This window comes from Leifsonia sp. 2TAF2, assembly GCF_052115085.1.
GTDB lineage: Bacteria > Actinomycetota > Actinomycetes > Actinomycetales > Microbacteriaceae > Leifsonia.
The window spans coordinates 2,358,755-2,376,780 of record NZ_JBFRFY010000001.1 but is presented as its reverse complement, the minus strand read 5'-3'; the positions used below and the strand labels follow the sequence as shown (position 1 = coordinate 2,376,780).

Here is an 18,026-nt window from a genome sequence, read left to right as displayed (position 1 = left end):
GGCGATGTCCCACCACACCATGTCCGCGCGCACGAACCACGACCCGTCCTCCCCGCGACGGCGGATGTCGGGGGTGGGCCGGGTGCTCGTCTTCGTCTACGGCGTGCTCGCGCTGGCGGCCACCGGGCGCAGCGTCTTCCAGATCATCGACCGGTACGGTGAGGCGCCGGTGGCGTTCACGCTGTCCGCGCTAGCGGCGGTCGTGTACATCGTCGCCACGATCGCGCTGATCGCGCCGGGCCGGGTCTGGTATCGCGTCGCGTGGATCACCATCAGCTTCGAGCTGGCCGGCGTTCTGATCATCGGCAGCCTTAGCCTGTTCGCGCCGGCGGTGCTGGGCCTGCACGACATCGACCCGTTCGGCCGCGACGCCACGGTGTGGTCGGTGTACGGGATGGGCTACCTCTTCATCCCGCTGGTGCTTCCGGTGCTCGGGATGCTGTGGCTGCGCAGCCACCCCCCGGTCGAAGAGGCTGCGGCCGAGGCTCCGGCAGGTGCGGCGTCGTGAGGGTCTTCCACTCCGTCTCCGAGATCCCCGACGGGTGGGGGCCGAGCGCGGTCACCATCGGCAAGTTCGACGGCGTCCACACCGGGCATCGCGCGGTGATCGACCGGCTACGCGCCGTGGCCGCCGAGCGGGGGCTCACCTCCACGATCATCACCTTCGACCGCAATCCGCTGGAGGTGCTGGCGCCCGAGAAGTGCCCGCCGTCGCTCGTCAGCAACGCGCAGAAGCTCGACCTGCTGGCCGCGACCGGGGTGGATGCGACACTCATGGTGGCCTTCGACCGGGCCCTCGCGGGCCTCGACCCCGAGGGGTTCGTCCACCGCATCTTGGTCGACCGGCTGCACGCGGCGGCGGTGCTCGTCGGCAGCGACTTCCGTTTCGGAGCGCGCGGCGCGGGCGATGTGGCGATGCTGCGCCGGCTCGGCGAGACGTACGGCTTCGAGGTGGAGCTCATCGACGACGTACGGCCGGAGCACGGCCGCCGGGTGTCGTCGACGTGGATCCGTGAGCTGCTGGCCGACGGCGACGTCGGCCACGCGACCGAACTGCTCGGCTCGGCGCCGACCGTGCGCGGGCTCGTCGTGCACGGCGCGGCGCGCGGACGCGAACTGGGCTTCCCGACCGCAAACCTGTCGCCGGAGTCGGAGGGCCTCATCCCCGCCGACGGCGTGTACGCGGGCTGGCTCACCGATGCGGGGGAGCGGTACCCGGCGGCCATCTCGGTCGGCAACAACCCGACCTTCGAGGGTGTGCCGCACAAGCAGGTCGAGGCGTACGTTCTCGACCGCGAACTCGACCTGTACGACCACACCGTGGAGGTGTCCTTCCTCGAGCGGATTCGCGGGATGGTCGCGTACACCGGCATCGAGCCGCTGATCGCCCAGATCGCGGACGACGTCGTGCAGGCGCGGCGCATCCTCGGCGCCGAGCGCTCCGCCGGCGCGGACGAGCTCTCCTGATGGCGGGAGCAGACGCGGCCGCGGCCGCGCGGCCCCTGTGGCGCGGGCGCGCCATCGCGCTGGTCGGCATCCTGCTCATCGCGGCGAACCTCCGCACCGCGGTCGCCGCCCTGTCGCCGATCTTCGCCGAGATCCGCACCGACTTCGAGGTGTCGAGCATCGGCGTCGGACTGCTCGGGATGCTGCCACCGGTGTGCTTCGCCGTGTTCGGCCTGATCGCTCCGTCGTTCACCCGGCGCCTGACTCTCGAGACGCTGGTCGTGATCTCGCTCGGGGTGATACTCGCCGGAGACCTCCTCCGTGCGACCGCCGGTTCGTTCGCCGTGCTGGCCATCGGATCGGCGGTGACGTTCGCCGGGATGGGCGTCGGCAACGTGCTGCTGCCGCCCTTGGTGAAGCGGTACTTCCCCGACCGCATCGGGCTCGTCACCTCGCTGTACGCGACCGTGATGTCGGTCTCCACGCTGCTGCCGCCGCTCGTCGCGGTCCCGGTCGCCGATGCGGCCGGCTGGCACGTGTCGGTCGGGATGTGGGCGCTCGTCAGCGTGCTGGCGATCCTGCCGTGGCTCCGCATCCTGATCACGCATCGACCCGCGCATCCCGACAGCGACGTCGAGGTCGAGAAGGCGCAGCCGGCGATGGCGGGCCGGGTGTGGCATTCGCCGCTGGCGTGGGCCATGGCGGTGCTGTTCGCGGTGTCGAGCCTCAACGCGTACGCGATGTTCGCCTGGCTGCCGGAGATCCTGCACGACATAGCCGGGGTCCCGCCGCTGGATGCCGGGGCGTTGCTCTCGGTGTATGCCGCGATGGGCATACCGGCCGGGCTGCTCGTCCCGCTGCTCGCTTCCCGGATGCGGAACGTCTCCGTGCTGATCTATGCGGGCGTCGCGTTCTTCATCCTCGGCTACCTCGGACTGATCTTCATCCCGGCGACCGCGACGTGGCTGTGGGTGTCGCTCGCAGGTCTCGGCCCGCTGCTCTTCCCGCTCTGCCTCGTGCTGATCAACATGCGCACGCGGACGCACGCGGGCTCCGTCGCGCTCAGCGGCTTCACGCAGGGTCTCGGCTACACCCTCGGTGCGCTCGGGCCGCTCGCGGTCGGCGTGCTCCACCAGGTCACCGGCTCGTGGACGCTGCCGCTCGTCGTCCTGACCGGCACCGCCCTGGCCGCCGCCGTCGCCGGTGCCGTCGCCGCCCGCCCCCGCTACCTCGAGGACTAGCTCCGCCCACGCAATCAGTTCCTTAGTTTTTCGGGCGATTCGTGGCGATTCGTGCGAAAAACTAAGGAGCTGTTGGCTTGCTAGGGGAGAAGGTGCGCGCGGTGGATGAGCGCGGCGGCCCCGATGAGCGGGCCCTCGGACGAGAGGGCGGACGGGACGATCCGCACCTTGCGCACGAACGGGAAGTAGTGGTTGTCGATCACCGCACGCATGTGGTCGAAGAGGTCGGGTGTGGAGTGCGAGAAGCCGCCGCCGATGGCGACGAGCTCCAGGTCGAGCAGCGCGGTCGCGGACGCGATCGCGTGGCCCACTGCGGTCCCGGTGCGGGCGATCGCCTCGGCCGCGACCGCGTCGCCGGCGGCGTAGGCGGCGGCGAGCTCCTCGCCGGTTCCGCCGGTGAACCCGTGCTGCCGCGCCCAGGCGACGGTGTGCGGCCCGGACGCCATGGCCTCCAGCGCGTACGGGTTGCCGAAGGTGTCCTCGCCCCGGATGTCCCCGACCTCGACGTGCCCGATGTGCCCGGCGTTGCCGGTCGGGCCGGTGATCACGCGGCCGTCGACGATGAGGCCGCCGCCGATCCCGGTCGAGATGACCATCCCCATGACGTTGTCGACGCCCTGCGCGGCGCCCACCCAGTGCTCGGCCATGGTGATCGCCACGCCATCCATCTCGAGGGTGACGGGAACGTCGAGCCCGAGCTCGGCCGCGACCCCGGCGACGAAGTCGCGCATCGGGTAGTCGCGCCAATGCGGCACGTTCAACGGTGAGACCAGCCCACGCTGGCGGTCGATGGGTCCGGCGCTGCCGATGCCGATGCCGATGACGGTGCCGCCGGCCGGGAGGGAGGCGTACGCGGCGCGCACGACGCCGCCGACGGAGGCCTCGAGATCGGGCACCGTGGCGGTGCGCCCGGTGGGGCGGCGGTCGCGGGACCCTTCGACGAGCCGCCCGTCCGCATCCACCAGGGCCGCTTCGACCTTGGTGCCGCCGAAGTCGACGGCGAGGACGTACGGGACGGCAGCGGAGGAGGCGAGAGCGTCTGTGGGCACGCCCCAACGATAAACGAAACCGCGACTGCTCATTTGAGCAGTCGCCACACACTTGTTGCTCCGACGAGCACCCCTTCCTAAGCTGGAGAGGTGGCCCTGAACGATTCGGACGAGATCCTCGCCGTCAAAGCCGCGGAACTGTACTACGAGGCCGGCAAGACGCAGGATGAGATCGGCGTCGCCCTCAACGTGTCCCGCTGGAAGGTCGGCCGCCTCTTGGTGGCCGCCCGCGAGCACGGCTTCGTGCGCATCGAGATCGTGCACCCCAGCGCCAGGCGGTTCTCGCTGGAGCGCGAACTCTGCGGCTTCTACGGCCTCGCCGACGCGGTGGTCGTCCCCGCGGCCGAGTCCGACTCGGAGGTACAGGGGAGGGTCGCGCAGGCCGCTGCCGACTACCTCACCACGCTCCGTCCCGTCCCGCGCACGCTCGGCGTCAGCTGGGGCCGAACCCTCCACGCCGTCGCCGCACGGCTGCGCCCGGGCTGGGCGGTCGGGGTGAACCCGGTGCAGATCAACGGGAGCGTCTCCTCCACCCGCCAGGCCACGGCCGCCGCCGACACCGCGGTCGTCATGGCCCGCAAGGCGCAGGGCACGGCCACCCTGCTTCCCAGTCCCGCGATCTTCGAGCATGCCGCCACCCGCCGCGCCATCGAGGCCGACCGCTCGGTGCAGAGCGTCCTGGAGCTCGCCCGGAGCGCCAACGCCTACCTGTTCAGCGCCGGCGTCGTCGACACGAGCTCGGTGCACGTCGACTCCGGGTACCTGTCGGTCGAGGATGTGTCCTCGCTGGCCGAGAAGGGCGCCGTCGGCGACGTGGTCGGGCGCTTCATCACCGACGACGGCCAGGTCGCCGACCCCGACCTCAACTCGCGCACGCTGGGGCTCAGCCTCGACGAGCTGCGCTCAGCTCGCACATCCATCGCGGTCATCGCCGGCGAGGCCAAGCACCGCGTGGCCCACGCCGTCGTCGCGAGTGGCCTGTGCACCATCTTCATCACCGACGAGGCGACCGCCAACGATCTGCTCGGGCGCAACGCCCCGGGCTCAACAGCTCAGTAGCCCACCGGCAGCAGCCCACCGGCTCAGCAACACCTGGAGGAACACATGACCATCGAGACAACACCGCCCGTGCGCACGCTCGCGCCGGCGTCCCGCGCCGTCGAGGTGCTCGGCGGCGACCTCACCGAGGGGTCGCTGCGGCGCTACCTCAACGGCATCCCCGGTGTGGATGCGGTCGGCCTGGAGCAGCGCGCTGCCGGCCTCGGCACCCGCTCCATCAAGACCAGCAGCAAGAAGTGGGCGCTCGACACCATCATCGGTCTGATCGACCTCACCACGCTGGAGGGCGCCGACACCCCCGGCAAGGTCCGTTCGCTGGTCGCCAAGGCGCTCACCCCGGATCCGTCCGACCTGACGTCCCCGCGGCCCGCCGCGGTCTGCGTCTACGGCGACATGGTGCCGTACGCGGTGGAGGCGCTTGGTGCCGCCCACGCGGGCGCCGTACGCCGCGCCGGGGGCACCGGAGGGGTGAACGTCGCCGCCGTCGCCACCGCGTTCCCGAGCGGTCGCGCATCCCTCAAGGTGAAGCTCGCCGACACTGCGGACGCCGTCGCGGCGGGCGCCGACGAGATCGACATGGTCATCGACCGCGGCGCGTTCCTCTCGGGACGCTACGGCCTGGTCTTCGACGAGATCGTCGCCGTCAAGGAGGCCTGCCGGCGCGAGGACGGCACCTACGCCCACCTCAAGGTGATCCTGGAGACCGGCGAGCTGAACACGTACGACAACGTGCGGCGCGCATCCTGGCTCAGCATCCTGGCCGGCGGAGACTTCATCAAGACCTCGACCGGCAAGGTCTCGCCCGCTGCGACCCTCCCCGTGACGCTGCTGATGCTCGAGGTGGTGCGCGACTGGCACCAGCTCTCGGGTGAGGAGATCGGGGTGAAGCCCGCCGGCGGCATCCGCTCGTCCAAGGACGCCATCAAGTACCTCGTGACGGTCGCCGAGACGGTGGGCGAGCGCTGGCTGCAGCCGCACCTGTTCCGGTTCGGCGCGTCCAGCCTCCTCAACGACGTGCTGCTGCAGCGCCAGAAGCTGGCCACCGGGCACTACTCCGGCTCCGACTACGTGACGATCGACTGACGAAAGCAGAATTGACATGAGCTTCCTCGAATACGCCCCGGCCCCCGAGTCGCGGTCGATCCTGAACCTGCGCGACGACTACGGGCTGTTCATCGACGGCGAGTTCGTCGCCGGCCACGGCACGCCGTTCCAGACGATCTCGCCCGCCACCGAGGAGCGCATCGCGACCATCGCGACCGCCGACTCCTCTGACGTGGATGCGGCCGTCGCCGCCGCCCGCCGTGCCTACGAGCGCGTCTGGTCGCGGATGAGCGGCTCCGACCGCGGCAAGTACCTCTTCCGCATCGCGCGCCTCGTGCAGGAGCGCGCCCGCGAGCTCGCCGTCGCCGAGAGCCTCGACAACGGCAAGCCGATCAAGGAGAGCCGCGACGTGGATGTTCCGCTCGTCGCCGCCTGGTTCTTCTACTACGCGGGATGGGCGGACAAGCTGGAGCACGCCGGTCTCGGCCCCGCTCCCCGCGCCCTCGGCGTCGCGGCGCAGGTGATCCCGTGGAACTTCCCGCTGCTGATGCTCGCGTGGAAGATCGCCCCGGCTCTCGCCGCCGGAAACACCGTGGTGCTGAAGCCCGCTGAGACGACCCCGCTGACGGCGCTGCTGTTCGCGGAGATCCTGCAGCAGGCCGACCTCCCGGCCGGCGTCGTCAACATCGTCACCGGCGCCGGCGAGACCGGCCGCGACCTCGTCTCCCACCCGGACGTCAACAAGGTCGCCTTCACCGGCTCTACCGCCGTCGGACGCGAGATCGCGCGCTCGGTCGCCGGCACCACCAAGAAGCTGACGCTGGAGCTCGGCGGCAAGGCCGCGAACATCGTCTTCGACGACGCGCCCATCGACCAGGCGGTCGAAGGCATCGTCAACGGCATCTTCTTCAACCAGGGTCACGTGTGCTGCGCGGGCAGCCGACTCCTCGTGCAGGAGTCGATCCACGACGAGGTCGTCGACCGGCTGAAGCGCCGTCTGTCGACCCTGCGTCTCGGCGACCCGCTGGACAAGAACACCGACATCGGCGCCATCAACTCGGCCGAGCAGCTGCAGCGGATCCGCGAACTCTCGGACATCGGCGAGGCGGAGGGCGCCGAGCGCTGGACGGCCGACTGCGCCATCCCGGAGAACGGCTTCTGGTTCGCGCCGACCATCTTCGACAACGTGTCGACGAGCCACCGCATCGCCCGCGAGGAGATCTTCGGGCCGGTGCTGTCGGTGCTGACGTTCCGCACCCCGGCCGAGGCCATCGCGAAGGCCAACAACACCCCGTACGGGCTGTCGGCCGGAATCTGGTCGGATAAGGGCAGCCGCATCCTCGCCGTCGCCGACAAGCTCCGCGCCGGCGTCGTCTGGGCCAACACCTTCAACCGGTTCGACCCGGCGAGCCCGTTCGGCGGCTACAAGGAGTCCGGTTACGGCCGCGAGGGCGGCCGGCACGGGCTCGGCGCCTACCTCGTGCCCGGTCGTTCGGTGGCCGCGCCCGCCTCCATCCCCGCCCGCCTCGCTCGCAAGGGAGCCTCCAAATGACCCGCTTGGCCGTGCCGAAGACCTACAAGCTGTACATCGGCGGGAAGTTCCCCCGCAGCGAGTCCGGACGCACCTACGAGGTGGCGACGGCGAAGGGCGTGTTTCTCGCGAACGCCGCCAAGGCATCCCGCAAGGATGCCCGGGATGCGGTCGTCGCCGCCCGCGCTGCGGTGTCGGGATGGTCCGGTGCGACCGCGTACAACCGCGGCCAGGTGCTCTACCGCATCGCCGAACTGATGGAGGGTCGCCGGGCGCAGTTCGTCGACGAGATCCAGAAGTCGGAGGGCGTATCGACTGGCGCCGCTGCCGCTCAGGTGGACGAGGCCATCGACCGCTGGGTCTGGTACGCGGGATGGGCGGACAAGTTCGCGCAGGTCGCGGGCAACGCCAACCCGGTCTCGGGTCCGTACTTCAACATCTCGGTGCCGGAGCCGACCGGTGTGGTCGCCATCGTCGCTCCGCAGGACTCCAGCCTGCTCGGCTTCGTGAGCGCGATTGCGCCGGCGCTGGCCGCGGGCAACACCGTGGTGGTGGTCGCCAGCGAGCGCTTCCCGCTGTCGGCGATCAGCCTCAGCGAAGTGCTCGCTACGAGCGACGTGCCGGGCGGCGTGGTGAACATCCTCACCGGATCGCCGGCCGAGATCGCGCCGTGGCTGGCCTCGCACGCCGACGTCAACGCGCTCGACCTCGTCGGCGCGGGCGACCTCGATTGGGTGGACCTGCAGATCGCCGCGGCCGACACGCTGAAGCGCGTGCTGCCGCCCGAGAACGGCCCGGACGCAGCTGCTCCGTCGCTCGATCGCATCGCGTTCTTCACCGAGACGAAGACCGTCTGGCACACCAAGTCCCTGCTCTGACCCCTCGAGATTCGTGCTGAATGTCGACTTTCGTGAGGCGAAAGGCGACATTCGGCACGAATCCGTGCGCCTACCCGCGTTCCTTCCCCTGCTTGCAGTTGTGAGGGAGGATGGTCGGTAGACGGAGGGGAGCCCGCATGTCGGATGGATGGAGGCCGGAACGCGAGGAGGTGATCCTCGTCGGGGACAGCCTGACGCAGGGCGGCGACTGGGAGCAGCTGCTGCCGGGGGAGTCCGTCCGCAACTTTGGCGTGGCGGGTGACACCACCGACGACGTGATCGCGCGGCTCGGGGAGATCATCGACGCCAGGCCCGCGCTGATCGCTCTGCTGATCGGGACCAACGATCTGGCGTGGCGCCGGTCGGTGGAGCACGTCGTCCGGAACGTCGAGACGGTGCTCGTGACGCTGCGCAAGGAGCTGCCGGAGACCCGCATCCTCGTGCAATCCGTGATGCCGCGCGGCCACGAGTTCGCCGACCAGATCCGCGACATCAACCGGCACCTGTGGCAGTTCGCGCCGACCATCCACGCCGGCTGGCTCGACCTGTGGCCGGCGATGGCCCTGGAGGACGGCGAACTCAACCCCGCCTTCACAGAGGACCGCCTGCACCTGAACGCCGAGGGCTACCGAGCGTGGGCGGGCGAACTCGCCCCGGCTCTCGAGCGCCTCCGCGAACTCCCGCCCTCCAGCCGGGCAATCACCCTCCCCGACCTAGGCGGCGCCGCCTAAGAGGTCAGGAGGCGCGCAGGAGCTGGGCGTAGATGGTGATTCCGCGGAGCCACGTGGCGACGTGGATGCGCTCGTCGCGCGCGTGCAGAGCGGCGCGCTCCTCGGCGCTCAGCTCGAACGGCGTGAACCGGTAGACGGCCTCGCAGATTCCGGTGAAGTGCCGGCTGTCGCTCGCGCCCAGCATGATGTACGGCGTGACGACCGCGCGCGGATGCACGCTGCCGATCGCCTGCGCGAGCCGCTGCCAGTGCGGTCCGTCGCTGGGGGAGACCGGCGACGGCTCGCTCGCGTCGACCGCATCCACCCTCACGTCGTCGTCGCGGATCGCCCGCCGGATGTGGTCGAGGGTCTCCGCGACCGACGAGCCGACCGCGATGCGGGTGTTGACGACGGCCTCCGCCCGCTCGGGAAGTGCGTTGGAGGCGAGGCTGCCGCTCAACTGCGTGACGGCGGTCGTGGTGCGCACGATCGCGCGGGTCTCGTCGCTGAGCCGGCCGAACACCGCACGCAGCACCGGCTGCAGCCGTCGGGCGCGTGTGAAGACGGCACGCAGGGGCCCGGTCGCGTGCGCGCCCAGGGTCTCGACCATCCGCAGGTTCGTCTCGGTCAGCCGCGCCGGGAAAGGCCGGTCGTTGAGGCGCGTGATCGCCCGCGCCAGGCGGACGGTCGCCGTCATCTTCGGGGGAGTGGATGCGTGCCCGCCGTTCTGTTCGACCCGGAGCCGGACGCTCGTGATGCCCTTCTCGCTCACTCCGACGACGGCGATCGGCTTGCTCACGCCGGGGAAGATCCGCTCCACCACGGCACCGCCCTCGTCCAGCACCACTGCCGGGCGGATGCCCCGCTCGCGGAGCACACCCGCGATGGTCTGCGCCCCGGTACCGAGCGTCTCCTCGTCGTGCCCGAAGCTCAGGTACACGTCATCCGCGGGCTTGAAGCCCTCCAAGACCAGCGCCTCCACCGCCTCCAGGATCGCGACGACCGCGCCCTTGTCGTCGATCGCACCACGCCCCCACAGCAGCTGGTGGTCGCCGGTGCCGGTCAGTTCGGCGGCGAAGGGGGGATGCGTCCATCCTTCCGCCGTGGCGGGCACGACGTCGTAGTGCGCCATGAGCACCGTCGGCGCGCCGACTCCCCGGCCGCGCCAGCGGTAGAGCAGGGAGTGCCCGTGTCTCTCGCGTGAGAGCGCTGCGTGGAGCGCGGGGTAGAGCTCGGGCAGCGCATCCACGAACCGCTCGAACGCCGCCCAGTCGGTCTCGGCGACGTCGTTGCGGGACATCGTCGGGATGCGCAGCAGGGTACGGAACCGTTCGAGAGCGCCCGCAGGATCGACGGCGATCGGCGGCGCTTCGGCCGTCACTCGCCGGCCGCCGTGCGGAAGGCCTGGAGGGCTTCGTCCGAGAACAGCACGAACCGGACGTGCTCGACCGAGCCGACGCCGGAGGAGAGCACGGCGCGCACGGTGCTGACGGCGATGCGCGCGGCGTCCTCCATCGGCCAGCCGTAGACGCCGGCGGAGATCGCGGGGAAGGCCACCGTGCGTGCGCCGAGCTCGCGTGCGACGCGGAGGGACGACCGGTAGGCGTTCTGCAGCAGGGGAGTGCGGTCCTCCGCGGCCGACCAGACCGGCCCGACCGTGTGGATGACCCACTTCGCCGGCAGCTCGCCGCCGATCGTGGCGACGGCTTGGCCGGTCGGGAGGCCGTCGGGGAGGGTCGTGGCCCGCAGCTCGCGGGTCGCCTCCAGGATGGCGGGACCGCCGCGGCGGTGGATGGCGCCGTCGACGCCTCCTCCGCCGAGCAGCGAGGAGTTGGCGGCGTTGACGATCGCATCCACGGTCTCGTCGGTGATGTCGCCGCGGACGATGCGGATGAGCTCTTCGGTCATGCCTGCCTGCTCAGCCGCGGTTGTTGGAGAGCTCGTACACCTTGAGGAGCTCGACGATCGCGTCGTCGCGCGCGCTCCCGCCCTCCTCGAACATCTCGGAGACGTGGGTGCGGAGGTGGTTCTCGACGAGCAGCTTGTTGAGCGACCCGAGCGACTTCTGGATGGCGAGCGACTGCGTGATGATGTCGATGCAGTAGTCCTCGTTCTCGATCATCTTCTCGAGCCCCCGGAGCTGTCCCTCGAGGATGCGCGTGCGGTGCAGCGCACGCTTCTTGATGTCTGCGATCACTCCCTCAGGATAAGCCCGGGTTGCGCATACCCCACAGGGGTAGCCGTGCGGTGTTATCCCCCTAACGGGGGGGTACGTGTGGACATACAGGTGGGTCTATCCTCCAGGGAGGGGTTGAGAAATATTCGTTTAACAGGAAAGGCCCGACTTTGCTGAAGAACCTCAGCCCGCTGCTGTCCGGTGCGCTCTTGAGCGCACTCGACGCCATGCACGATGGCCAGACGCTTACCCTCGTCGGCAGCGGCTACCCGGAAGATCAGATCACCTCGCCCGTCGTCCACCTCGGTGACGACGTCACAACGGAGGCCGCCGCAGAGGCGATCCTCTCCGTGTTCCCGCTCGATACGGAGGACTCCTCGCCGATCGTGTTCCTCGACCTCGCCGACGAACCCTACGACGTACCCGACGTCGCGTTCGCAGTGAACGGGATCGCGTCCGACGCGGAACTCCGCCGAGTCCCGATGACCCGCCTCGAAATCGACCCGTTCCTGGAACTCGCCCGGAACTCCGCCGTCACGGTCCGTGTCGGCTCCGACGCGCCGCCGTGCGCATTCCTGCTCCGCCGCGGAGCGCTGTAAGCCCGCAGCAACCCGCATCCGCAGCACATCACACAACACACAGCACACACAGCACCACCATCGTCGTCCGCCCGGCCGGAGAGAACGTCTCCGCCACCGGGCGGGCGCACCATGTGCGGCCGGCATCCCGCGTAGAGTTGGCTCTCAATGTCTCGACCGCACACGCCGCAGCCGCCCGCCTACAACCGCGCGGCGCTCGTCCCCGGGCTCCTCGGGGCCATCGTGCTCCTTGCCGGCCTCGCCCTGGTCGGCGGCGAATGGTATCTGTACGTCCGCTACGCGGTCAGCATCCTCGCCCTCATCCTGTGCGTCTTCGCCGGTCAGGCGCGGATGTGGTGGTGGCTGGCCGGACTCCTGCCGCTGGCAGTGGTCTGGAATCCGATCTGGCCGCTCCCGCTTGAGGGCATCGTCATCCAGGGTCTGTCGATCGCCGGGGCCGTCGTCTTCGTCGCCGCAGCGGTCACGATCAAGATCCCTGCAGACACGCGTCGCTGAAACCCCGCGCGTGCCGTAAAATGGATGCTGCGCGGCCATCCATGTGCTGCGCATCCCGGCGTCACCCGCGTCGAGACCGGTCCACTCGGTACCGGCCTCCTCGCCCCGCCGGCCTCACGCCCAACCGGCGCCGCGCTCTCCGGCAGCGCGCAGCGCCTCCCCTGGAGGACCATGTCTCGTTCCGGTCAGCGCACCAGCCCGACCAGGCCGCAGCAACGGAAGAACCGGCACGCCAACAACGACGGACTCATCCCCGTCCTCGCCCGCAAGGTGCGCGAGGTGGAGGCGAAGGCCGCGGACGGCAAGAAGCTGGGGCCGACGAACCGCACCAAGTTCCAGGTCATCGCCTTCCTGATGCGCGAGGAGCGCGCCCGGGCGAAGTCCGACCCCGACCTGAGTGATGCGGCGCGCGCGGAACAGCTCAAGCGCCTCGACGGCATCGCGACCATCCTGGCGAAGACCGCTGCCCGCGACACCTCGCTCATCTCGCTGCTGGAGTCCGAGTCGCCGCCGACCGCGACCGCGCAGACGATGCGCCGCGACTGGCTGCTCGAATCCGGGACGGAGTTGTCGCCCGACGACCTGATCATCACGATCGAGCGTCCCGTCGCCAAGCAGGACAGCGTCATCCCGCCGGAGCTCGCGGAGAAGCAGGTCGTTCCGCCGTCCGTGAAGGCGCGGCAGCTCTCGAACCCGTTCCTCGCGCCGGACCTCGCCCGTCTCACTCCGGCTCAGCCGACGCCGCGGCGCCGACTCGACTCCTGGGAGCTGCTCGGCCCGCTGTTCAAGTCGTTCGAATACGGCGCGGGCGGGCAGGCGGCCAGCATGGAGCTCCCTCCGGCCCCGCTGATCGACCGGTACTCGCCGAACGACCTGGAGCTGATGCATCACCAGTCGCGGTTCATCGAGAGCGTCCGGCTGGGTCACCGCAGCTTCCTCCTCGCCGACGAGCCGGGCCTCGGCAAGACGGCGCAGTCCCTCCTCGCCGCCTCGGTCGCCGGTGCCTACCCGCTCCTCGCCGTGGTGCCCAACGTCGTCAAGATGAACTGGGCCCGCGAGGTGGAGCGCTGGACGCCGCACCGCCGCGCGACCGTCATCCACGGCGACGGCGAGGGCCTCGACGCCTTCGCCGATGTGGTCATCGTGAACTACGAAGTGCTGGATCGGCACCTCTCCTGGCTCAGCACGCTCGGCTTCCAGGGCATGGTCGTCGACGAGGCGCACTTCATCAAGAACCTGCACTCGCAGCGCTCACGCCTCGTGCTGGGCCTGGCGGACGCCATCCGCCAGAAAGCCTCCGACCCGCTGATGATCGCGCTGACCGGCACGCCGCTGATCAACGACATCGACGACTTCAAGGCGATCTGGCAGTTCCTCGGCTGGATCGACGGCAACAAGCCGACCGCGAAGCTGATGGAACATCTGGAGGAGACGGAGCTGACGCCCGCCGACTTCGGGTTCTACGCCGCCGCCCGCGAGGCCGTCATCGACATGGGGATCGTGCGCCGGCGGAAGATCGACGTCGCCGCCGACCTCCCGAGCCGCCGCGTGGTCGACCTGCCGGTCGAGCTCGACGACGAACTCGGCCGCTCCATCCGGCAGGCCGAGAAGGAGCTCGCCGCGCGCCTGGTCACGAAGTACCACCGCGCCGCGGCCGCCGGCCGCCCCGACTCGTTCGAGGGCGACGACGAGGCCCACCGCAAGCACCTCATCCGGTTGGTCGCGCAGTCCGAGCTGGAGGAGTCGAAGTCGGCGAAGTCGGGCGACAACGTCTTCACCATGGTCCGCAAGATCGGCCAGGCGAAGGCGGGGCTCGCCTCCGACTACACCGCCCAGTTGGCCCGTTCGGTCGGCAAGGTGGTGTTCTTCGCCAAGCACATCGACGTGATGGATGCGGCGGAGGAGGCGTTCGCGGCCCGCGACCTGAAGACGATCTCGATCCGCGGCGACCAGTCGGCGCTCGCGCGGCAGAAGGAGATCGACGCCTTCAACAACGACCCCGAGGTGGCCGTGGCCGTGTGCTCGCTCACCGCGGCGGGCGTCGGGCTGAACCTGCAGGCCGCATCCAACGTGGTGCTCGCCGAGCTGTCGTGGACTGCGGCGGAGCAGACGCAGGCGATCGACCGCGTCCACCGCATCGGTCAGGAGGAGCCGGTCACGGCGTGGCGGATCATCGCGGCGCAGACGATCGACGCGAAGATCGCCGAGCTCATCGACGCGAAGCAGGGCCTCGCGGCACGTGCGCTCGACGGCAGTGACGTCGAGCCGGGCTCGGCCGACTCGGTGCAGCTCGACGCGCTCATGGCCCTGCTCGACGGCGCGCTGGGCTGAGTATCCGGTAGGGGCTAGGCGATCTCGGCGTCGTCGGGGTCGATGGGCACCGGGCGGTCGTCGTCCGGGAGCAGCTCGTCGTCCTCGTCGTCGGCCACCGGGATGTCCTCCGGGTCGTGCACCACCGGCTCCGGCTCGTAGTCGGTCTCCTGCGCCTCGCGGAAGTCGTCGAGGTCCTCGTCGTCTCTCGGGTCGCTCATGCCCCGAGAGTACCGCCGTGCACCGCGGTCGTGAAGGCCGGTCTCAGCCCAGGTCGAAGACGAAGAAGGCGCCGCGGGTGTCGTGCTCGATGCGGGCGCTCCCGGCGAACCCGGCGAAGTCGCCGGTGCCCGTCCCCGGCACGATGTAGCCGAACGCCGAAGGGTCGCCGGGATGCTGCAGGGCGCCGTGGTGGACGGTCAGCGATCCGCTCCTGCCGTCCTCCAGCGTGCCGGTGATCCGCTCGGCAGCGAGGTACCCGCGTCCACCCTCCTCGGTGCCGGAGGAGACGAAGTGCGCGATCGACTCGCCGGTCAGCCCCTCCGTGTAGGTCTTCCGCATCACGATGGCTCCCACCCAGTCGCCGTCGATGCCGGGGAAGTCGGCCGGCTCCCAGCCGGTCACGTCGAAGCGCGCGGTGATCGTCTCTGAGGTCATGCCTTCACCGTAAGGGAAGGTATACGGGCATCTCTTGAAATTTCGCGACAGAGGAAATGTGGGCTAAACAGGGGATATGTCCCACGACGCTCAGCCCCACCGCTCGCAGACCGAGATCGAGCGCAAATACGACGTGGATGCCGAGGCACAGCATCCACAGCTCGTCGGCGTCGGTGCGGTCGCCCTGCAGGGCGAACCCGAGCGGCACGATCTCGTCGCCACCTACTTCGACACCGCCGACCTCGCCCTCGCACAGCGCAAGACCGCCGTGCGCGTGCGGCGCGGCGGCCACGACGCGGGCTGGCACGTCAAGCTCCCCGCCGAGGAGGGGCGCACCGAACTCCACTGGCCGCTGACCGACGACGACGAGCCCCCGGCGGCCCTGCGGGAGCACCTCCGCGAACTCATCGGCGATGAGCCGCTTGTACCGATCGCCCGCGTCACGAACCAGCGCGACAGCGTGCTGCTGCAGGATGCGGCCGGCTTCGAGCTGGCGGAGCTCACCGACGACCACGTCCGCAGCGAGAACCTCCGCAGCGGCGGCACGCAGGAATGGCGCGAGTGGGAGGTGGAGCTGCTCGGCGGCGCTCCGGACACCCGGGAGGCTCGCACGGCGCTGCTGGACGGGATCGAGGAGCAGCTGCTGGCCGCAGGGGCGCGTCCGTCGGCCAGCTCGTCCAAGCTGCAGCGGGCGCTCGGCCTCTGATCCGCTTACACCGGCCGGCTCCGTGCGTCCAGTGCGATTTTGTGCAGCCCCATGCGTCCGGGCATGATTCAGGGGACGCATCGAGAAACGGAGCAGCATGAAGATCGGCATCCTCACCAGCGGCGGCGACTGCCCGGGCCTGAACGCGGTCATCCGCGGCGCGGTCCTGAAGGGCGACCGCGTGTACCGCTCCGAGTTCGCCGGCTTCCGCTACGGCTGGCGCGGTGTGGTCGACGGCGACATCATGCCGCTCGACCGGCACAGCGTCCGCGGCCTCTCGCGCCAGGGCGGGACCATCCTCGGCTCCAGCCGCACCAATCCCTTCGAGGGCGACGCGGGCGGCCCCGAGAACATCCAGCGGATGATGGACGAGCACGGCATCGACTCGATCATCGCCATCGGCGGCGAGGGCACCCTGACCGCCGCGCGCCGCCTCACCGACGCCGGCCTCAAGATCGTCGGCGTCCCCAAGACCATCGACAACGACCTGGCAGCCACGGACTACTCGTTCGGCTTCGACACGGCCGTCGAGATCGCCACCGAAGCGATCGACCGGCTGCGCACCACCGCCGAGTCGCACCAGCGCTGCATGGTCGTCGAGGTGATGGGCCGTCACGTCGGCTGGATCGCCCTGCACTCGGGCATGGCCGGTGGCGCGCATGCCATCCTCATCCCGGAGCAGCCGAAGTCGATCGAGCAGATCTGCGAGTGGGTGGAGTCGGTCCGCGACCGCGGGCGGGCGCCGGTCATCGTCGTGTCGGAGGGCTTCCACCTCGACACGATGGAAGAGGCCCACTCGCACAAGGGTCTGGATGCGTTCAACCGTCCGCGCCTTGGCGGTATCGGCGAGATGCTCGCCCCGATGATCGAGGAGCGCACCGGCATCGAGTCGCGTGCCACCGTGCTCGGCCACATGCAGCGGGGAGGCGTTCCGAGCGCCTACGACCGCGTGCTCGCCACGCGGCTCGGCATGGCAGCCGTGGATGCGGTGTACGAGGGCCGCTGGGGCTCGATGGTGTCGCTGCGCGGCACCGACGTCGTCAACGTGTCGATCGCCGACGCGACCGGCGGGCTGAAGACCGTGCCGTCCGCGCGCTACGAGGAAGCCGCGCTGCTCTTCGGCTGAGAGTCCCTGCTCATCCCCGGCCGCCGGGGCTAGGCTCCTGCTACCAGAGGGAAGGAGCCCGTCCGTGCCGCGTTTCGTCCAGTTCGATGAGTTCGGCTCCCGTGACTACCTGCAGGTGGTCGAGCGGGAGAGACCGTGGCCGGGGCCGGGCCAGCTCCTGGTCCGGGTGATGGCCGCCGGTCTCAACCCGATGGACTGCAAGGCGTACCAGGATGAGCGCGCCGCGGCGCACATGGGCGTGACCCTCCCGAGCGGGATCGGCCAGGACTTCGCCGGCTTCGTCGAGGATGTGGGCGAGGGCGTCACGCGCTTCGAGCGCGGACAGGCCGTCCTCGGCACCGCGCCGTTCGCCTCCATCGCCGACTTCGTCGTCGTCCCGGAGGACGGCCAGGTGATCGCGAAGCCCGACCCGCTGACGTTCGAGGCGGCCGGCTCGCTGGGCGTCGTCGGGCGTACGGCGATGGCCACCGTGCGCTCGCTCGGGATCCGGGAGCGCGACACGGTGCTTGTCAGCGCTGCGGCCGGGGGAGTCGGCGTGCTCGTCGCCCAGCTCGTGGTCCGCTCGGGTGCGACCGTGATCGGGACGGCGAGCGAGGAGAACCACGAGTTCCTCGAATCGCTGGGTGTCATCCCGGTCGAGTACGGCGAGGGACTGGCGCAGCGCGTCCGCGACGTGCTCGACGACGACCAGGTCACCGCGGCGCTCGACAACCACGGACCGGAGACCATCGAAGCGGCGCTCGAGCTCGGCGTGCCGATCGAGCGCATCAACAGCATCGCGGCGTTCGGACCGGATGCGCACGGCGCGCAGAACGTCGGCGGCCGGGCGGCGGGCAACGACGAACTCGCAGAGCTGGCCGACCTGCTCGCCGAGAACGAGCTGGTGCTCCCGATCGACTCCATCTTCCCGATCGAGCGCACGGTGGAGGCGTACGGGAGGCTCGAGACCGGGCACGTGCGCGGCAAGATCGTCATCGTCACCGACTGAGAGGGAGCATC

The 18,026-nt window shown here is 70.2% G+C and carries 20 protein-coding genes; 14 read left to right on the top strand and 6 right to left on the bottom strand.

Annotated elements, in window-relative coordinates:
- Nucleotides 1-4: 4 nt before the first annotated feature.
- Genes AB4Z18_RS11505 through AB4Z18_RS11495 form a run of 3 tightly spaced genes read left to right on the top strand, consistent with a single transcriptional unit; the run spans nt 5 to nt 2,687 of the window.
- Nucleotides 5-508 carry a hypothetical protein gene (locus AB4Z18_RS11505; protein ID WP_441782809.1) on the top strand — a complete coding sequence of 168 codons (504 nt, stop codon included), beginning with the start codon at nt 5-7 and terminating at the stop codon, nt 506-508.
- The gene (locus tag AB4Z18_RS11500; RefSeq protein WP_441782808.1) at nt 505-1,467 is read left to right on the top strand and encodes a bifunctional riboflavin kinase/FAD synthetase; all 963 of its coding nucleotides are present in this window, start codon (nt 505-507) and stop codon (nt 1,465-1,467) included. Before AB4Z18_RS11505 ends, AB4Z18_RS11500 begins: the two co-directional genes overlap by 4 nt.
- Nucleotides 1,467-2,687 carry an MFS transporter gene (locus AB4Z18_RS11495; protein WP_441782807.1) on the top strand — a complete coding sequence of 407 codons (1,221 nt, stop codon included), beginning with the start codon at nt 1,467-1,469 and terminating at the stop codon, nt 2,685-2,687. The genes AB4Z18_RS11500 and AB4Z18_RS11495 overlap by 1 nt, the downstream gene beginning before the upstream one ends.
- 80 nt (nt 2,688-2,767) lie before the next feature.
- Here AB4Z18_RS11495 and AB4Z18_RS11490 read toward each other — a convergent pair whose 3' ends face one another.
- Nucleotides 2,768-3,736 (bottom strand): ROK family protein, encoded by a 969-nt coding sequence (locus AB4Z18_RS11490; RefSeq protein WP_441782806.1) that lies wholly within the window; start codon nt 3,734-3,736, stop codon nt 2,768-2,770.
- 90 nt (nt 3,737-3,826) lie between these two features.
- On the opposite strand from AB4Z18_RS11490, the gene AB4Z18_RS11485 reads away from it, so the two are divergent.
- The 5 genes from AB4Z18_RS11485 (at nt 3,827) to AB4Z18_RS11465 (ending at nt 8,979) form a co-directional block, all read left to right on the top strand.
- Nucleotides 3,827-4,795, top strand: coding sequence for a sugar-binding transcriptional regulator (locus AB4Z18_RS11485; RefSeq protein WP_441782805.1), 969 nt, complete (start codon nt 3,827-3,829; stop codon nt 4,793-4,795).
- Between the two features lie 45 nt (nt 4,796-4,840).
- Complete coding sequence (gene deoC / locus AB4Z18_RS11480) at nt 4,841-5,878, top strand: deoxyribose-phosphate aldolase (protein ID WP_441782804.1); 1,038 nt, start codon at nt 4,841-4,843, stop codon at nt 5,876-5,878.
- A gap of 16 nt (nt 5,879-5,894) precedes the next feature.
- Complete coding sequence (locus tag AB4Z18_RS11475) at nt 5,895-7,391, top strand: aldehyde dehydrogenase family protein (protein ID WP_441782803.1); 1,497 nt, start codon at nt 5,895-5,897, stop codon at nt 7,389-7,391.
- The gene (locus AB4Z18_RS11470; protein WP_441782802.1) at nt 7,388-8,248 is read left to right on the top strand and encodes an aldehyde dehydrogenase family protein; all 861 of its coding nucleotides are present in this window, start codon (nt 7,388-7,390) and stop codon (nt 8,246-8,248) included. The genes AB4Z18_RS11475 and AB4Z18_RS11470 overlap by 4 nt, the downstream gene beginning before the upstream one ends.
- A gap of 137 nt (nt 8,249-8,385) precedes the next feature.
- The gene (locus AB4Z18_RS11465; protein WP_441782801.1) at nt 8,386-8,979 is read left to right on the top strand and encodes an SGNH/GDSL hydrolase family protein; all 594 of its coding nucleotides are present in this window, start codon (nt 8,386-8,388) and stop codon (nt 8,977-8,979) included.
- A 4-nt stretch (nt 8,980-8,983) separates the two neighbouring features.
- Here AB4Z18_RS11465 and AB4Z18_RS11460 read toward each other — a convergent pair whose 3' ends face one another.
- From AB4Z18_RS11460 to AB4Z18_RS11450, 3 genes are all read right to left on the bottom strand, one after another.
- Nucleotides 8,984-10,258 carry a M20/M25/M40 family metallo-hydrolase gene (locus AB4Z18_RS11460; protein ID WP_441783013.1) on the bottom strand — a complete coding sequence of 425 codons (1,275 nt, stop codon included), beginning with the start codon at nt 10,256-10,258 and terminating at the stop codon, nt 8,984-8,986.
- A 77-nt stretch (nt 10,259-10,335) separates the two neighbouring features.
- Nucleotides 10,336-10,866 (bottom strand): O-acetyl-ADP-ribose deacetylase, encoded by a 531-nt coding sequence (locus tag AB4Z18_RS11455; protein ID WP_441782800.1) that lies wholly within the window; start codon nt 10,864-10,866, stop codon nt 10,336-10,338.
- Between the two features lie 10 nt (nt 10,867-10,876).
- Nucleotides 10,877-11,155, bottom strand: coding sequence for a metal-sensitive transcriptional regulator (locus AB4Z18_RS11450; RefSeq protein WP_018190392.1), 279 nt, complete (start codon nt 11,153-11,155; stop codon nt 10,877-10,879).
- Between the two features lie 149 nt (nt 11,156-11,304).
- Here AB4Z18_RS11450 and AB4Z18_RS11445 point away from each other — a divergent pair, with 149 nt between their 5' ends.
- The 3 genes from AB4Z18_RS11445 to AB4Z18_RS11435 all read left to right on the top strand — a co-directional run bounded on the left by AB4Z18_RS11445 (nt 11,305) and on the right by AB4Z18_RS11435 (nt 14,559).
- Entirely contained in the window at nt 11,305-11,733 is a 429-nt protein-coding gene (locus AB4Z18_RS11445; RefSeq protein ID WP_441782799.1) for an RbsD/FucU domain-containing protein, read from the top strand.
- Between the two features lie 147 nt (nt 11,734-11,880).
- Entirely contained in the window at nt 11,881-12,228 is a 348-nt protein-coding gene (locus tag AB4Z18_RS11440; RefSeq protein ID WP_441782798.1) for a DUF6804 family protein, read from the top strand.
- A 171-nt stretch (nt 12,229-12,399) separates the two neighbouring features.
- Nucleotides 12,400-14,559 carry a DEAD/DEAH box helicase gene (locus tag AB4Z18_RS11435; protein ID WP_441782797.1) on the top strand — a complete coding sequence of 720 codons (2,160 nt, stop codon included), beginning with the start codon at nt 12,400-12,402 and terminating at the stop codon, nt 14,557-14,559.
- A gap of 14 nt (nt 14,560-14,573) precedes the next feature.
- Here the strand turns inward: AB4Z18_RS11435 and AB4Z18_RS11430 are convergent, their stop codons facing one another.
- Together AB4Z18_RS11430 and AB4Z18_RS11425 are read right to left on the bottom strand one after the other, a co-directional pair.
- Complete coding sequence (locus AB4Z18_RS11430) at nt 14,574-14,759, bottom strand: hypothetical protein (RefSeq protein WP_441782796.1); 186 nt, start codon at nt 14,757-14,759, stop codon at nt 14,574-14,576.
- 43 nt (nt 14,760-14,802) lie between these two features.
- Complete coding sequence (locus AB4Z18_RS11425) at nt 14,803-15,195, bottom strand: DUF3224 domain-containing protein (RefSeq protein ID WP_441782795.1); 393 nt, start codon at nt 15,193-15,195, stop codon at nt 14,803-14,805.
- A gap of 76 nt (nt 15,196-15,271) precedes the next feature.
- Between AB4Z18_RS11425 and AB4Z18_RS11420 the strand changes: the two genes are divergently transcribed.
- From AB4Z18_RS11420 to AB4Z18_RS11410, 3 genes are all read left to right on the top strand, one after another.
- Nucleotides 15,272-15,901, top strand: coding sequence for a CYTH domain-containing protein (locus AB4Z18_RS11420; protein ID WP_441782794.1), 630 nt, complete (start codon nt 15,272-15,274; stop codon nt 15,899-15,901).
- Nucleotides 15,902-15,998: 97 nt separating this feature from the next.
- The gene (locus AB4Z18_RS11415; protein ID WP_441782793.1) at nt 15,999-17,027 is read left to right on the top strand and encodes a 6-phosphofructokinase; all 1,029 of its coding nucleotides are present in this window, start codon (nt 15,999-16,001) and stop codon (nt 17,025-17,027) included.
- 64 nt (nt 17,028-17,091) lie between these two features.
- Complete coding sequence (locus AB4Z18_RS11410; protein WP_441782792.1) at nt 17,092-18,015, top strand: NADP-dependent oxidoreductase; 924 nt, start codon at nt 17,092-17,094, stop codon at nt 18,013-18,015.
- Nucleotides 18,016-18,026: the final 11 nt, after the last annotated feature.

Coding starts and splice junctions, on each gene's coding strand:
- AB4Z18_RS11495 (WP_441782807.1), top strand. CDS start 1,467: ATGGCGGGAGCAGACGCGGCCGCGGCCGCGCGGCCCCTGTGGCGCGGG.
- AB4Z18_RS11505 (WP_441782809.1), top strand. CDS start 5: ATGTCCCACCACACCATGTCCGCGCGCACGAACCACGACCCGTCCTCC.
- AB4Z18_RS11455 (WP_441782800.1), bottom strand. CDS start 10,866: ATGACCGAAGAGCTCATCCGCATCGTCCGCGGCGACATCACCGACGAG.
- AB4Z18_RS11475 (WP_441782803.1), top strand. CDS start 5,895: ATGAGCTTCCTCGAATACGCCCCGGCCCCCGAGTCGCGGTCGATCCTG.
- AB4Z18_RS11420 (WP_441782794.1), top strand. CDS start 15,272: ATGTCCCACGACGCTCAGCCCCACCGCTCGCAGACCGAGATCGAGCGC.
- AB4Z18_RS11460 (WP_441783013.1), bottom strand. CDS start 10,258: ATGTCCCGCAACGACGTCGCCGAGACCGACTGGGCGGCGTTCGAGCGG.
- AB4Z18_RS11435 (WP_441782797.1), top strand. CDS start 12,400: ATGTCTCGTTCCGGTCAGCGCACCAGCCCGACCAGGCCGCAGCAACGG.
- AB4Z18_RS11430 (WP_441782796.1), bottom strand. CDS start 14,759: ATGAGCGACCCGAGAGACGACGAGGACCTCGACGACTTCCGCGAGGCG.
- AB4Z18_RS11465 (WP_441782801.1), top strand. CDS start 8,386: ATGTCGGATGGATGGAGGCCGGAACGCGAGGAGGTGATCCTCGTCGGG.
- AB4Z18_RS11415 (WP_441782793.1), top strand. CDS start 15,999: ATGAAGATCGGCATCCTCACCAGCGGCGGCGACTGCCCGGGCCTGAAC.
- deoC (WP_441782804.1), top strand. CDS start 4,841: ATGACCATCGAGACAACACCGCCCGTGCGCACGCTCGCGCCGGCGTCC.
- AB4Z18_RS11440 (WP_441782798.1), top strand. CDS start 11,881: ATGTCTCGACCGCACACGCCGCAGCCGCCCGCCTACAACCGCGCGGCG.
- AB4Z18_RS11470 (WP_441782802.1), top strand. CDS start 7,388: ATGACCCGCTTGGCCGTGCCGAAGACCTACAAGCTGTACATCGGCGGG.
- AB4Z18_RS11425 (WP_441782795.1), bottom strand. CDS start 15,195: ATGACCTCAGAGACGATCACCGCGCGCTTCGACGTGACCGGCTGGGAG.